Origin of the sequence: Pseudomonas sp. YuFO20 (assembly GCF_035064975.1) — a bacterium.
In the GTDB taxonomy this organism is placed as follows: Bacteria; Pseudomonadota; Gammaproteobacteria; order Pseudomonadales; family Pseudomonadaceae; genus Aquipseudomonas; species Aquipseudomonas putida_AE.
Genome location: NZ_JAXDEO010000098.1, coordinates 1 through 14,351, shown reverse-complemented (window position 1 = coordinate 14,351; position 14,351 = coordinate 1). Strand labels below are relative to the sequence as shown.

The following is a 14,351-nucleotide window of genomic DNA, read 5'->3' as shown; positions in this document are numbered from 1 at the left end:
GCATAGGCCCATCGCAATAGCGGAAAAGAAATCGTCATTTTTGCAGGAACCATGGGATTCATCAGATCGCTAAGATGAGTAAAAAACGTAGATATCTCCATGCAAGGTGAGATGCCCGCACGGTTACCAAGGGGCAGCAGATTCGAACAGGACAAGCCAACGTCAAAGCCTACAACCGCCGGCTGGCCGAACTCATTCACCATGGTCGGGCCAACCCCGCGCAGATCATCTCCCATCGACTGAAACTCGCCGAGGGGCCTGACGCCTATAAGCATTTCGATGCGCGTGACAATGGGTGGACAAAAGTTGTACTCAAACCTGCGGCTTGAGCCGGATGAGTGGATGCGCCTGGTCAAAAGATCAGGCCCATTCACCAGCTGCGTGACCAGGAGACAAATGATGCGAACTAACGTGTAAGGCTACTTACTCAGCTCCTGTCCAGCCATCAGCAAAGACTCAAAATCATCACTATTTAACGGTCGACTCAGGAAGTATCCTTGGCCCTCTTCGCAGCAGGCCTCTTTGAGCAAATCTAGGTGTAGCCCGGTTTCAATACCCTCGGCCGTTACGGTCAAAGATAAAGCGCGACCCAAACCTACGATGGCTTGAATGATCGATCTATCCTCCTCGCTTTCCCCCAGACGGTTGACAAAACTGCGGTCTATTTTGAGTCCGTCAAACGGGAACGAGCGCAGATAACTGAGCGAAGAATAACCAGTACCGAAGTCGTCCATTGCAAGACGTACACCTACCCGCTTCAGCGCTCGCATAACCTCTAGAGCACCCAATGCGTCTTCAAGCATGACACTCTCGGTCACTTCCAATTCCAGACGTTGTGCTTCTAGCCCCGTCGTTGTGATTGCTTTCTCTATCCGCTCAACCAAATTACCGCGTTGAAACTCGGTCGGGGAAAGATTGACTGAAACAAATAGTTTTTTTGGCCAGCGGGCCGCATGGCCGCAAGCGGTTGTGAGTACCCAGTTACTCAGCGGAAGGATGAGACCCGTCTCTTCTGCAATAGGAATAAAAGTATCAGGGGATACAAGGCCTCGTTTAGGATGCTGCCAGCGTACAAGCGCTTCAGCTCCGACCATTTTGCCGTCTGCAATGCGATAGCGAGGCTGGAAATGGAGACGCAGCTCACCGTGTTTAATCCCATGGCGAAGATCGTTTTCGAGCTGGCGGCGTTCGATAATCTTGGTGTTCATTTCGTTGGCATAGAATCGCCAGGTATTTCGACCTGCGGATTTCGCTTCGTACAAGGCGATATCCGCATAGCGGAGTAATTCTGCTGCTTGCGTTGAATCGTTAGGTGCCATCGAAATTCCGATGCTGGCACTGACAAAAACCTCTTGATCCTCGATCTTGACTGGTTTTTCAATCGAATCAATCAAACGCCGGCATGCCGTTTCTACTTCCTCAGCTGAGCTCACATCGTTAAGAATTAACACGAACTCATCGCCGCCAATCCGCGCCACGAGATCTCCGCTGCGCACACACTCACCTAGCCGGCGGGACACTTCATTGAGCACCTCATCACCAGCCGCATGCCCGAGAAGGTCGTTTACCGGTTTAAATCGATCAAGGTCTAAAATAAGCATCACGAGGGGATGCTCGGGGGTAGGCGCAGCTTTAAGTTTGCCGTCTAGAAACTCCTGTAACCTCGTCCTGTTTGGGAGCCCTGTCAGCGCATCATGCTGCGAAAGATATTCAATACGCCGACGCGCTTCCACCTCATCTGTTATATCGCTTGCCGTACCACGAAATCCATGATCGACGAGTCCTCGTGCCGATAATCGGGTAATGCGCGCAGTGCCTTTCGTATCGACGTAAGAACATTGAACGCTGATGTTGTGACGGCGATGAGGGATGCTTAGCCACTGTGATACGGCGCCGAATTCCATGTGAAGCAGGTCATCAATTTTTGCACCGATCCAGGCCTCTCGAGATAGCCCTGTAATACTTTCAAATCTTTCAGAGAGGTAGGTGAAGCGCCAGTCTTGATTTATTTCCCAGATCCAATCGGAGCTTGCTTCCGCGATATCTCGAAAACGGGCTTCACTCTCAGCGAGGGCTACCTGGCTTGATTGCAAATGCTCATAGCTGCAATCGAGTGCTTTGGCGGCAGCTGTCGTACGTCGAAGAATGGCCCATATCATGAGGCCTACCAGAAGAGCAGCTGTGGCAATCAATGGAAGTATAAATCCCAACAATCGGATGCCGGGCTTTGCCGGTTCCCAATGCAATCCACCGGCCGATCCGTTGTCGCCTAGCAGCAGGATGGATTTCTTGTGAATCTCGTCAGGTGTAGCGACGTGCAATCTTTCGATTCCATAATCACTTCCCATTCCCTGCAGCGTGACGTTGTCCAGTGTTTCCACGAAAAGCAGTACCGACGATGGCCCATTTTCAGGTTGGACAGTGGGATCCGCTCCCGGGGTTATCGCCGCTGCTGCAACGAGAGTAGGAACGCCGCGAACATTGAGGAAGGTAGTTACCGCTGTTTCACTATCTGCGCCCCGACGAGCTTGGTCGAGCACTGGCCCTAAAGGTTGTCCCAACCAGTCCGCAGCTTCAATGGTCGTCAGCTCACCATTTACGACCGAGTAGACACTCCGGTCTGCTGCGTTTATCACGAACAGACCTGGGAAACCAAAATCGGAATAAAGCGTCGGGCCAAGGTTCTGTCGGGTAAACGCCCAGTCCGCATCCACGGTTTTGTGCAGATGTTTATATGCATCGCCCCAAAAGGCGTAATCCTTGATGGTGGATCGAAGATTTTTTTCAAGCGTCTGAACAGCTTTTTCGGCGTAAAAAGCGCTCCTGGTTTCTTCGGTGCCATCTAGATTTTTCGCCACGAAAACCAGCATGCCCGTAGCGAGGATGAACACTGTGCCCAGTAACCCAGCAAACTTGAATAATGAGGCTCTGGTGAGCGCAACGCTTGAATTCAACGGGGCTTCGCGGGCAGTGATAAAAGCGTCAGGTTTCGACATAACACTCCAAGTGATAAATCTGAGATTTGGTCTCGGTCACTTTTATCGACCGCGGGATAAATTTTTCAGTGACCAGAGCGTAGTAGCTCTTGGAGCCATCGTAAGGACAGATCGTTCATGTTGAAGGCATGATATTGCGCTTGCCAATCCGGGTGAAGTATTGAGACCTATCGCGGGTGTGGGCCCTGTATTTTCCCGAAGTAATATGTCTAGCGTGAAATCGTAGGGCCATAGACAAACGGGGCGTTGCGGTGCTCAGCAAGCGTTTGCCCTCGGCGTCAGTGCGCAGGGTTTCGGTAGACGGCATTGGTGGACTGTGTGTCGCGTTTGAAGATGGTTGTTCGTGGTGAAAGCAAAACGTCAAATCGAGACTCGAGGAATGTTTTGCTGTGAAGGTTCATAGAGAAAACTTTACACGGGGTGCCTGAACACTGCCAAGGTCATTAGTCTTCATAGACCTAAAGACAATGGGCGGCCGATCAATGTTCTATGAATGCGGGGGGCGCGTACTTTATAAGAAAGATGAAAGCCTAAAAAGGCTCAGATTCACAAAAAAAGACCATATCAGTTTGACCTCAGATTGCACTGAGTGTGCGCAATGCTTTCCTTGGGCGCGTGAAGACGAAATACCGGTTGGAAGCGATCAGAGCGCGGCGAGCAACCGCTCGAGCTGTTACGCTCCCAGGCATTCAGTAGTTCGACAGAATCGGCTCCGTCGCGCTGCCAGAGTTCAAATGTCCCGACTCTACCATCAGGCGACCTGCAGTACTCGCAGTAGTCCAGGGTGTCACAGTCATTGAATAGTGTGAGCCGCCATCCATCAATCTCAACGGACATGAGGCCGTGTTAGATCTCACTCCATGATGGGATGGATCTTCGCATCATGATGCGTTTGCCAAGCACGACGTCCGTCAGCACCTGGCAGACCGCGGGCAGTGAGAGGAGAGGTTGTGTTCAAATCATCCTGGGGTCGAGTCATCGCCTGCCGATAGCTAAGCTGCGGTATGAAGTGGCGTCAACAGGGAGTTCGATCCTTCGGGCCAATGGGCCCGGCTAGCCTACAAACTCGAGGCCTATTCACTCAGGCGTCATGAGCACCGCTAACGTCATGCTTATGAACTCTTCGTTCTTGGTGATCGTTGCCAGCGCTCCGCGTACGTTGCCGGCGACCTCCGCTGATCCGCTGCTCGACCCAGAGCGTCAGCTCCATGATCGCGGCTTCGAGTGTCAATTGATTTTGGTTGATCTTGAAGAGTAGGGAAGGGAGCAGGTCTGCGTTCGACATTGTGATTCCTCCGTGGAAGCGGTCAGCGGAGTAAAGTCCGGGCTCGGCTCCTCCATCGGTGAGCCCTGGCTGACGAAGTGATTGTGATTTGATTACGAAGGCGCGACAGCCCCATTCGAAAAGAGTGATGAGTGATGAGTGAGAAATACCACGTCTAGACCATGCCTAAAGCCCGCAAAAGCGGGCCTTGGGTTGCAAACCAGACTTACGATTGGCGTGCCGTCAATGCCGAGTAGCTGTTCATCAAGTTGCGATAGTTCGGAATGCGCTGGGACAAGAGATTACCCAGGCCTTCGATGTCGTTGCGCCAGTCGCGCTGTAGCTCACAGGCCACCGAGAACCAGTTCATCATTTGCGCACCGGCCTGTGTCATTCGGTTCCAGGATGCCTGTTGCACAGTCGTGTTGAACGTACCGGAAGAGTCGGTCACCACGAACACGTCAAAACCTTCTGCCAGTGCCGACAGGGTCGGAAACGCTACACAGACGTCAGTGACCACACCGGCGATGATCAATTGCTTGCGACCGGTGGCCTTGATTGCCTTGACGAAATCTTCGTTATCCCACGCGTTGATTTGGCCTGGACGGGCGATGTAAGGCGCGTCAGGAAACATCTCCTTCAACTCTGGCACCAATGGGCCATTCGGGCCTTGTTCAAAACTGGTGGTGAGAATGGTCGGCAGTTCGAAAAACCTGGCGACGTCTGCCAGGGCCAGTACGTTGTTCTTAAACTCGTTGGGTGAAAAATCCTGAACCAGAGAAATCAGGCCGGTCTGGTGGTCGACCAGCAGCACTACTGCGTCGTCTTTGTTCAAGCGGTTGTAGGTAGCGTTGCTCATGATGAAGTCCTTTTGAAGTGAGTGAATGTTGTCGTTCAACATGGGCTCAGATTAAGGATCTGGAGGGTGGGGAAAAAGCAGGTGAAATGCGTTTGACTGTCAATTGAGATGAGACAATTCAAAACGTTTTGGCTAGGAGGCGTTTCGGTTTGCTCTAGTCGCCAATTCGGGCCGCCGAGCCCGGCTAGGCTTTTATCCGTAACGTCCCAACCGTGATGCCTAGCGGTCAGCACTTTTTTGCGGGCGAAAAAAAGCCCGCGATGGGGAGGGCGGGCTGGGAATCACAAAAGGAGCTGTATCCACCGTATGCCGATCAATGTGAAAGTCTAGTGATAGATGGCGAACTACTTTCAGCACGCTGCCATTAAGTCGCCAACCGGTAGATATCAACCCATAACTGCCTGTCGCGAAGGTGTGTTCAATATTCCTTGCAGGAATGCACTTAATAAAATTAATGAATTTTTATTATTTCAGTAGGTGGCGTAGTTTATTTTTCAAGGACATGGAGAACCGCCTTGAAATCATCCCCTCTAAACGCAGCTGGAAAATTTGATACTTCACGGGCCAATGAGTACGGGCGGCAGAGCCGTATCGCATTAGCTGGGTATGACGCCTGCCAGGATCTTGCTGCGTGCATGCTGGCGGCAAGCCTCGGCAATGTTCGCTGCTCGAAAATACTGGTCGTTGGCGCTGGCGGTACGGCTCAGGAGATTATTGCGATGGCAACGCTGGAGCCGACATGGCGCTTCACTGCCGTTGATCCATCCGAGCCGATGCTGGAGGCTGCGGCGCAGCAGCTGGAGGCAAACAATTTGCTCGAAAGAACAAGTTTGCATCTTGGGCATGTTGAAAACCTGGCAGCGGACGAGTCATACGACGCAGCCACCTTGATCGGTGTGCTTCATCATCTCGATGGGGATGTTGCGAAGCGACAAATTTTACGATCCATTCGGGCTCATCTAAAGCCGGGTGCGCCGCTGATTGTCGCGGGCAATCAATATGCTTATGCCAGCCAACCGTTATTGCTTGCCGCCTGGGGGCAGCGGTGGCGCCAGCATGGCGCCAGCCCCGATGAAGTGAAGGCCAAGTTAGGAAAAATTCTTCAGGGAGCTGACCCGCCACATTCCGAGGCTGCGGTTCAACAATTAATGCATGACTCTGGATTTGGAGATGCTACTCGTTTCTTCAGTAGTCTGTTCTGGGGGGCCTGGCTAACGCGTAAGACCATTTAAAACGGAAGACTTAAAACGGAAGACTGCTCCTGGCCGATTGCTGTCTATCCCGAAGAAATCCAATCGACCCATTGCTTTCGGTGGCGACATCCATGGCAACACAGCGTGAGGAAGCCAGGGCGTAAAGCCCTGGCAGATAGCAGATGTCACTTTTTCTTTTTCGCCGACTTTTCTGCCTTATCTGATTTCTTGGCCTTTTCTGGCTTGCTATCAGCTTTTTTGGCAGTTTTTTTCGGTTCGATATCTTTTTTCTTGTCTTTCTTTCCGGCAGCTTTCGAAAGAGCCGACGCCGCCGTTGATTTCTTTGTCGTCGATGACTTTTTGTCTTTCAAATCCTTACTGGCTTTCGAAGACTCAGCTTTGCTTTTTTTCTCGTCCTTAGCCACGTTCACCACCTCTCGGAGTATGCCGGTATTGGCACGTTGCCTATGGGATTTTCCACAAGCTGATCATTAGGCGAGCGCGTTCAATAGCGGTTCAAACTTTTTGATGGGTTGAGAGAGGTCTCAGGGAAAGCGATCGTTGCGATAGCGTTCGGTCAAGGACTGCACGAGGTTGACGTAGGATTGCGTCTCGGCGTAAGGAGGCACCCCGTTGTACTCGACCACGGACGCTTCGCCAGCGTTGTAACCGGCCAACGCCAGCTTCTGATTGCCGTTGAAGCGCTTGAGCAGCCAGGCCAGGTAGCGCACGCCGCCACGAATGTTCTGTCGAGCGTCGAACGGATCGTCCACGGCGAAGCGCTCGGCGGTGGCGGGCATCAACTGCATCAGCCCCTGGGCGCCGGCTTCGGAAATGGCGTTGGGGCGAAACGCCGATTCGGCATGTATCACGGCGCGGACCAGCGCCCTGTCGACACCATAATGACCCGAAGCGGCTTCGATCTCCCGCCGATAGGAATGGGTGTCCAGGCGCAGTGAGGCGACCTTGAAATCCTTCGGCGCCATGCACAGATAGCAGCCCTTGATGTAATAGAGCTCAAGGACATCGACCCGTGCGGAGATCCCGACGGGGCGCCTGCTAACATACTGACGAACACCCTTGTGAACGAAGGTGAACACCCGAATCCGCACCGCGCCTGGGCTGTCGTCCCGCACAAGCCGTGGCAGGGCCTTTGCCTTCGCGTCGACGCCCGCCATGTCATCCAGGCGAGTGCAGCGGGCGCTGGCGATGGCTTGGGTGGTGTAGCTGATGGCGCCGTCCCTGGCTTGGCACTTGAACATGGCGCTGGCGCACAGTGGCGCGACCAGCAAGGCCAGCTCGATGCAGCCAAGAAGGCTCTTGCGAGCCCATCGCCATGCTCTGGAACTCATCACATCGCTCCGCGCCGCAGGGGCCGATCAGGTCCGGAGCGCCTGACCCGGGCGCTGCGTTTGAGGACCTGTTCTGAGTGACCCGCCTGTTGTCCTGATAGTTATACCCCTTGTGACCGGCCTTGGAGCTTGCGTTGACGTACGGGCTTGGGGGTATTCCGCCGCAAACGAATGTCTCCTTCTGCTTACACAGAGTTCAGTTGTGTTGCATCGACCGGTTGATCCACAGCCGATGACTGCCCGTCGCAACCGACCCAAGTTGACTCTCTGCAAGACGGTGGATCAGTTCTTTTAGCCTTCGTCTCTGTCTTCCCGATCTGACAGCCCTGCAAGTGTCCTGCCTGCGATGTAACCAAACGTCATGCCCGGCCCGAGGGTGATGCCGCCGCTAGGGTAGAAACCGTTCATGATGCTGTTCATGTCATTGCCCACGGCGAATAACCCTGGAATCGGCGCGTCATTTTTATCCAATACCCGGGCACAGGCATCCGTGTGCAGCCCGGCGAAGGTGCCGAGGCTGCCTGGCACCAGCTTCACCGCATAGAACGGTCCCTGGCGCAGGCTGCCAAGGGAGGGGTTGGGACCATGGAGGATTTCCCCCTGGTTCTGGTTGTACAGCGACTCACCGCGCCGAAACTGCGGATCGCAGCCTTTCTCGGCAAACTGGTTGAACGAGTTGACCGTGGCTTCCAGTTGCTGCGCATCAATCCCGCATTGGCGTGCCAGTCCCGCCAGGGTCGGGTCCTTGATCAAGTAGCCCATGCGAACATGGGACGCTGTCGGGAATGGAAAGGGTTTCGAACAGCCCAGGCCATAGCGCCGCTGGGCACGGTGGTCGCAGATCAGCCAGGACACCGGGGGTTCTTCCGGTCCGCAGGCATCGAACAGTGCACACATATAGTCATGGTAGGAGTCTGCCTCGTTTACGAAGCGTCGACCATCCTGACGCACCGCGAGAAAACCCGGTTTCGCCCGCTCCATCAAATGGGGAAAGCCACTGAAACCCCCGTCCTCGCGCGGCACGCGAGAGACAGGTGCCCAGGCAGCGGCATGGGGCAAGTCGGATGCCACGCGAGCGCCGACGCTTTCACCCAGGTGCAAACCGTCGCCGGTATTGCCCTTGGGGGCAGCGCTCAGGTGTCCGGTGCCATCCGGGGCATGGGAGAACTGCCGGGCAATCCGCTGTCGGTCGTGCGGAAATCCGCCGCAGGCCATCACCACACCACGTCGTGCGCGGATGTCGAACGGGCGTGCGCTGCGCTCGATACGTGCACCGACCACACGCTGGTCCTCCTGCAGAAGTTGCTGTACCAGCGTATCGGTCAGCAGTCGAACGTTACGGTCCAGTGCGCTTTTCAATAGCCGGGCGACCAATGCATTGCCGTTCACCAGGTGCATGCTGCGGCCGTGGCACAGCAGGTCACGGGCATGGCGCAACAGGCGTTTGCCGGCATACAGCATTGAGCGTGCAGATCGGCTCGCGTTGAGAAAGTGGTTGAGATCAGCGCCACCGGCAATACCCATCCCGGCAAGGCTGATGAGGTCCAGCGGACGCCGAAGCTTGTTGATCCAGGGACCCAGCCGACGACCATCGTACGGCAGGGCGCAGAGCGAGCGACCGCCCCTGGCATGACCTTCGCTGGCATGAAAGTCAGGCATCTTGCTGCCGGAGAAAAATTGCACTTCGGTATGGCGCTGGAAAAAATCGACCATCTTCGGGCCTTGTTCAAGGAACATCTCCATGCGTTGGTCGAGCACCTCGCTGTGCAGTTCATTGCGCAGGTAAGTCCGCACTTGTTCGAACTCTTCCACTGTCCCTTCGGCGACTGCCAACGGGTTGCGGGGGATCCACAGCCAGCCGCCCGACCAGGCACTGGTGCCGCCGAGCACAGGCTCTTTTTCCACCACGATGACGTCGAGGCCAAGCTCGGCGCAGGTGACGGCACTGGCCAGGCCCGAGGCGCCGGAACCGATGACCAGGACATCACAGACAAGATTATCGACGTCAGTCGACGGCAAGACGCCCATGGCGACCTCCATTGTTGTTTTTATCGCAGGAGCTGGCCGCTCCCCAGTGGAAGCGACCCGGCAGGACGACGGTTACTGCAAAGGTGAAAAGTCGGTCGGGCGCAGCAGGCGCGACTCCAGCGTCACCACAGCGTCGAGTTCCTTGTTCTGTCGGGCAAAGTCCTGCCAGCGCGGGTCGGCTGCCATGGCGTTGCGCCGGGCCATGCGATCGTCGAGGCTGGCATAGGCCCAGATGTGCACCACCTGGTTGACCTCACCGATTTCGGTGGTGAAGAAACCGACCAGGTTGCCCAGGTGCTCCTGCTGCACGGCCAATGCTGCGTTCTTGTACAGGGCCAGCCAGTCACCCAGGCGGGTCGGTTTAATCGTGTAGGTGCGCAGTTCGTAGTACATGCTGTTCTCCAGTGTGGGGTTGTTGGGTTGTGCTGCGGTCCAGACGGGCCGCGATATCACTGGCGGCGAGGTAACCGAAGGTAATGCCGGGCCCAAGGGTGATGCCGGGACCGGGGTAGGTGCCGTCCATGATCGAATTCATTTCGTTGCCGGCGGCGTACAGGCCGGGGATCGGTGCACCGCTGCGGTCGAGCACGTTGGCCTGGCCGTTGGTGATCAGTCCGCGGGCCGAGCCGAGGTCACCGGTGAACAGGCGAATCGCGTAATACGGCGCCTTGTGCAGCGGTTTCAGGCACGGGTTGGGTTTGTGAAGCGGGTCGCCCATGTAGCGGTTATAGGCGCTGCTGCCTTTACCGAACTGACGATCGACGCCAAGGGCTGCATCGGCGTTGAACTGCGCCAGGGTCTGCTCCAGTGCCGTGGCATCGATGCCAGCGATGAGGGCCAGTTCGGCGAGGTTGTCTGCGCGCAGCAGATAACCGGCGTCTATCAACGCGCTGTTATCGACCGGTCGCGGACGGGCCAGGCCCATGCCGTATCGGTTCAAGGCTTCGCTGTCACAGATCAGCCAGCAGGGCGCATTGGCGCCGCCGTTGGCGAACATGCCTTCGACGAAGCAGTGGTAGGAGTCCGACTCATTGACGAAGCGTCGACCGGCGCGGTTGACTGCGATCACGCCGGGTTTGGCCCGATCGGTCACCAGGTGCGGAAAGCGCTCTTGGCTGCCGTCGGCCTTGCGCAGCACCGACACCGGTGCCCAGAAGAAATTCGCCGCAAGGTTGTCGCCAATGGCCGCGTTGACCGAAGCGGCCAGTCGTTGTCCGTCACCCACGTTGGCCGTTGGCGACATGCTCCAGTGTTCCGAGTCAGTCACTGGCCGCTGTTGGGCGGCTTGGGCACCGGCCGCAAATCCACCCATGGCCAATACCACGCCGCCCTTGGCAAATACGTTGCGGGTTTGCCCTCGCCAGGTGATCTGCACACCCTTTGCGGTGCCCTGTTCGACAAGCAGCGCTTCGGGGGCCGCCTGCAACCACAAATCGACGCCATTGGCGAAGGCGGTGGTTGCCAGCCGTGCGATCAAGGCATTGCCCACGGTCAGGCGTGTGCCCCGTGGATGGTTGAGGCGATCCAGGGCATATCGGCCCATCAGTTTCAGGCAGTGCCAAAGCGATCGCGGCGAGCGCTTGAAGCTGAGGAAGTGCTGGATGTCGACGCGATTGACCATCATGCCGCCGAACAGCAGCATGCCGTCGGGGGGCCGCTTGAGGTCCTTGAAGTGCTCACCCAGCTTGCGCCCGTCGTACTCGTCGATTTCCAGGGCGCGACCGGTTTGCGTGCCGCCGGGCAAATCCGGGTAATAGTCGGGCGACAGAGGCCGCAGGGTGTATTTGAGCTCGCTGTGGGTCTCCAGGAAACGTAAGGCTTCGCGGCCATTGTCGATGAAGGAATCGATCAACCCAGGGTTGTAGCCGGCACCGATCACTTGCTTGAGATAGCAGCGCATCTGGTCGGCACTCAGGTGATGCCCGGCAGCCCGGGCCTGATCGGTATCGTGCAGCCAGATCGCGCCACCGGAGATCGCCGAGGTGCCGCCAAAGGCTTCGGTCTTTTCCACCAGCAGGACTTTGAGGCCGCGGCAAGAGGCGGTCACTGCCGCCGCGAAACCGGCGGCACCGCTGCCCAGGACGATCACGTCGTAGGCCAGGTCGGCACCGGCAGGGAAGTGGGTAGTCATGTTCATTGTCTATCGCCTGTCGAGGACACGGCCGCAGATCAGATCTGCAGCGGTGTGACGCCCATGAAGTGGCCGAGGTTGCCCAGTTGCGCCAAGGCCATTTCCGGGCCGGTCTGGATCGGGCAACCACGCCTTTGGGCGAAGGCGAGAAACGGCGTCACGGCCGGCGAAGTCACGACATCGGCCACCAGCGTCGACGTTTGCAAGGTTTGCATCAGGTTGTGCGGCAACGGCAGCGGGCCTTCATCGCTGGTGGCGCCCATGCCGACCGGCGAGGCGTTCACCACCAGATCGAAGTGCTCGAGCGAGGCAGGGTTGGCGCTGATCACGATCTCGGGAAATGCGTCGCGCAACAGTTCGCCGAGCATCTCGACGCGCTCTGCGCTCAAGTCGCTGATGACCAGATGACTGATCCCGGCCTGACACAGTGAGTAAGCAATCGCACTGCCGACACCGCCGGTGCCGATCACCAACGCCTGCTTATCCTGCGGATTGAAACCCTGCTGGCGCGCAGCGCCGAGAAAACCTTCGCCGTCGACGATATCGCCCACCAGTCGGCCATCAGCCTCGCGTCGGATCACGTTGACCGAACCGAGCGCCGCCGAGCGCTCACTGACACTGTCCAGGCGGCCGGCCAGCAGCTGTTTGTAGGGGACGGTGACCACGCAACCGCGCAGGTTTTGCCAGCCACGCAAGGTCTCGATGAAGTTTTGCAGGGCGGTCGGCGCAAGGTCGATGGCCAGCATGGCAACGTTTTGCTGGTGCTCACCAAACCAGCGGTTGAAGTTTTCCGGTGATTTCACCTGTGTCACCGGTGAGCCGACGATGGCGACCAGTTCAGTCGAACCCTGGATCATTTGATGCTCCCGCTTCTTGGCTGTGTTGTGGGGCCGATAGTGCAAGCGAGGAGGGAGGTGAACAATCAAGGTACAAGGTGTTTAAGTTGATAATCGCATCATCAGTGCGATAATCGCATTGTTTGCCTGATTAAGAGCCGAATCGATGAAGCAACCCACCATCCATCAACGGGATTTGATCGTCGGCCTGCAAAAGGGGCTGGCGCTGTTGCAATTGTTTTCCCAGGAGCATCCGCGCCTGAGTGTGCCCGAGGTGGCGCGCATGGCCGACATGACCCAGAGCGCCGCCCGGCGTTTTTTGCTGACGCTGGTGCATGACGATTTCGCGCAGACCGATGGGCGCTTCTACTGGCTGACCGCCAAGACCCTGCGCATCGGCCAGGCCTATGTCGATTCGGCCGTGTTGCCGCGCATGCTGCGGCCGATCGTCGAACAGGTGGCGCGAACCACCCAGGAACATGTGTCGGTGGGCATTCGCGACGGGGATGACATCGTGCACGTTGTGCGCAGCCGCTACAGCCACATCACCTCGATGTCGATTCGGCCTGGCTCGCGGGTGCCGATGTATTGCACCGGCAGTGGCCGGCTCTGGCTGGCGAGCCTGTCAGGGCAGGCGCTCGACGGCTATTTCGAACGCAACCCGCCACAGGCGATTACGCCTTACACCCTCACCGACGAAACCCGGATCCGCGCCGAAATCACCTTGGCGGCGCAGCGGGGCTACGTGCTGGTGGATCAGGAATATGAAGTGGGCATGCGGGTGCTGAGCGTGCCGTTGATTGATCGGGAAGGGCAGTTGCAGGCCGCCTTGACGCTCACTACCCATGCGTCGCGAATGACCGTCGAGCAGATGCGCGAACGGTATCTGTCGGCATTGTATGAAGGTCAGGCGCTGCTGCGGCCGATCATGACGCTGTAGGCAGAGGAGACGAACTCTCATCCAGGCCACCTCGCTAAGGTGCGTAGAGTTTCTAGCGCTCACTGACGCGCACTCGATCCAATCCGGGTATCCAGGGCCGTCAATACTTCATGGGCGGCTTTCACCTTCGCAGGGAGGGGATAGTTCTTGTTCGCCAGCGTCACGATACCCATGCCCTTGGCTGGAACAAAGGCCATGTAAGCGCCGAAACCGTCCGTCATGCCTGGCTTGTTAATGAGCACGTTAGCCTGCGGTGGCAGCGGGGGGTTGAGCCGGGTAATTTCATGGGTTTCAAGGATCATTGGGTACGAGTTGCCCGCGAGCAAGCGGTCGAGCTCAATTGGATAGGGGTAAAACTCCCATCCCAAGCCCTGCGTCATATCTGCGACCTTGTAGCCTGTATGCGTTGGCATTTCCAACAGCATCATGCTGGCGGAAATCACGGCGAACCGGGTGCTGGATCAGATTGAAAGCACGATTGCCCACGGACTTGTGGGAGCGAGCCTTCTCGCGAAGAACGTCCAGGCAGCGCGATCATCCAGGCAGCCCGTATTATCGTTAACGTCCATCGCGAGCAGGCTCGCTCCCACAGTTTTTTGTGTGCACCGCATGACTCGGCACGGTTATCGGTCGAATCGATTCAGTGCCTGCTCCAGCCCTTCGCGACATTCAGCGACCATGCGTGTCACCAGTTCGGCGCAGGTCGGGATGTCGTCGACCAGGCCGATGACCTCGCTAAATACAAATCCGTC

The 14,351-nt window shown here is 57.0% G+C and carries 11 protein-coding genes and 3 pseudogenes; 3 read left to right on the top strand and 11 right to left on the bottom strand.

Going from position 1 to position 14,351, the window contains the following annotated elements; all coding sequences use genetic code 11:
• Positions 1-128 precede the first annotated feature (128 nt).
• Positions 129-329 (top strand): annotated as a pseudogene (locus SOP85_RS29765) (aldehyde dehydrogenase); the annotation flags it as partial.
• 90 nt (positions 330-419) lie between these two features.
• Here SOP85_RS29765 and SOP85_RS29760 read toward each other — a convergent pair.
• The 4 genes and pseudogenes from SOP85_RS29760 to ycaC form a co-directional block, all read right to left on the bottom strand.
• On the bottom strand, positions 420-2,996 hold the full coding sequence (locus SOP85_RS29760) for a bifunctional diguanylate cyclase/phosphodiesterase (protein ID WP_323629238.1): 2,577 nt from the start codon (positions 2,994-2,996) through the stop codon (positions 420-422).
• A gap of 564 nt (positions 2,997-3,560) precedes the next feature.
• Positions 3,561-3,833 carry a DUF7693 family protein gene (locus SOP85_RS31520; protein ID WP_442967751.1) on the bottom strand — a complete coding sequence of 91 codons (273 nt, stop codon included), beginning with the start codon at positions 3,831-3,833 and terminating at the stop codon, positions 3,561-3,563.
• Positions 3,834-4,073: 240 nt separating this feature from the next.
• Positions 4,074-4,281: pseudogene (locus SOP85_RS29755) on the bottom strand (hypothetical protein).
• Positions 4,282-4,486: 205 nt separating this feature from the next.
• Positions 4,487-5,119: an isochorismate family cysteine hydrolase YcaC gene (gene ycaC, locus SOP85_RS29750; protein ID WP_323629237.1), complete on the bottom strand. Its 633-nt coding sequence runs from the start codon at positions 5,117-5,119 to the stop codon at positions 4,487-4,489.
• 515 nt (positions 5,120-5,634) lie between these two features.
• Between ycaC and SOP85_RS29745 the strand changes: the two genes are divergently transcribed.
• Positions 5,635-6,351, top strand: coding sequence for a class I SAM-dependent methyltransferase (locus SOP85_RS29745; protein ID WP_323629235.1), 717 nt, complete (start codon positions 5,635-5,637; stop codon positions 6,349-6,351).
• Positions 6,352-6,497: 146 nt separating this feature from the next.
• Here the strand turns inward: SOP85_RS29745 and SOP85_RS29740 are convergent, their stop codons facing one another.
• The 6 genes from SOP85_RS29740 to SOP85_RS29715 form a co-directional block, all read right to left on the bottom strand.
• A complete protein-coding gene (locus SOP85_RS29740; protein WP_323629234.1) occupies positions 6,498-6,746 on the bottom strand; it encodes a hypothetical protein in 249 nt (82 codons plus the stop codon).
• Positions 6,747-6,857: 111 nt separating this feature from the next.
• Complete coding sequence (locus SOP85_RS29735) at positions 6,858-7,664, bottom strand: lytic transglycosylase domain-containing protein (RefSeq protein WP_274076750.1); 807 nt, start codon at positions 7,662-7,664, stop codon at positions 6,858-6,860.
• 291 nt (positions 7,665-7,955) lie between these two features.
• Entirely contained in the window at positions 7,956-9,692 is a 1,737-nt protein-coding gene (locus tag SOP85_RS29730; RefSeq protein WP_323629233.1) for an FAD-dependent oxidoreductase, read from the bottom strand.
• A 72-nt stretch (positions 9,693-9,764) separates the two neighbouring features.
• Positions 9,765-10,085 carry an NIPSNAP family protein gene (locus tag SOP85_RS29725; RefSeq protein WP_274076752.1) on the bottom strand — a complete coding sequence of 107 codons (321 nt, stop codon included), beginning with the start codon at positions 10,083-10,085 and terminating at the stop codon, positions 9,765-9,767.
• A complete protein-coding gene (locus tag SOP85_RS29720) occupies positions 10,054-11,829 on the bottom strand; it encodes an FAD-dependent oxidoreductase (protein WP_323629232.1) in 1,776 nt (591 codons plus the stop codon). The genes SOP85_RS29725 and SOP85_RS29720 overlap by 32 nt, the downstream gene beginning before the upstream one ends.
• Positions 11,830-11,861: 32 nt before the next feature.
• Positions 11,862-12,680 carry a shikimate dehydrogenase family protein gene (locus tag SOP85_RS29715; RefSeq protein ID WP_323608303.1) on the bottom strand — a complete coding sequence of 273 codons (819 nt, stop codon included), beginning with the start codon at positions 12,678-12,680 and terminating at the stop codon, positions 11,862-11,864.
• 145 nt (positions 12,681-12,825) lie between these two features.
• On the opposite strand from SOP85_RS29715, the gene SOP85_RS29710 reads away from it, so the two are divergent.
• Positions 12,826-13,599 (top strand): IclR family transcriptional regulator domain-containing protein, encoded by a 774-nt coding sequence (locus SOP85_RS29710; RefSeq protein WP_274076755.1) that lies wholly within the window; start codon positions 12,826-12,828, stop codon positions 13,597-13,599.
• Between the two features lie 59 nt (positions 13,600-13,658).
• Here the strand turns inward: SOP85_RS29710 and SOP85_RS29705 are convergent.
• Positions 13,659-14,006: pseudogene (locus SOP85_RS29705) on the bottom strand (serine hydrolase); the annotation flags it as partial.
• Positions 14,007-14,351: the final 345 nt, after the last annotated feature.

Excerpts from the sequence above, each read along its gene's own strand:
- SOP85_RS29760 (WP_323629238.1), bottom strand. The coding sequence starts at position 2,996 with ATGTCGAAACCTGACGCTTTTATCACTGCCCGCGAAGCCCCGTTGAAT.
- SOP85_RS31520 (WP_442967751.1), bottom strand. The coding sequence starts at position 3,833 with ATGTCCGTTGAGATTGATGGATGGCGGCTCACACTATTCAATGACTGT.
- ycaC (WP_323629237.1), bottom strand. The coding sequence starts at position 5,119 with ATGAGCAACGCTACCTACAACCGCTTGAACAAAGACGACGCAGTAGTG.
- SOP85_RS29735 (WP_274076750.1), bottom strand. The coding sequence starts at position 7,664 with ATGAGTTCCAGAGCATGGCGATGGGCTCGCAAGAGCCTTCTTGGCTGC.
- SOP85_RS29730 (WP_323629233.1), bottom strand. The coding sequence starts at position 9,692 with ATGGGCGTCTTGCCGTCGACTGACGTCGATAATCTTGTCTGTGATGTC.
- SOP85_RS29725 (WP_274076752.1), bottom strand. The coding sequence starts at position 10,085 with ATGTACTACGAACTGCGCACCTACACGATTAAACCGACCCGCCTGGGT.
- SOP85_RS29720 (WP_323629232.1), bottom strand. The coding sequence starts at position 11,829 with ATGAACATGACTACCCACTTCCCTGCCGGTGCCGACCTGGCCTACGAC.
- SOP85_RS29715 (WP_323608303.1), bottom strand. The coding sequence starts at position 12,680 with ATGATCCAGGGTTCGACTGAACTGGTCGCCATCGTCGGCTCACCGGTG.
- SOP85_RS29710 (WP_274076755.1), top strand. The coding sequence starts at position 12,826 with ATGAAGCAACCCACCATCCATCAACGGGATTTGATCGTCGGCCTGCAA.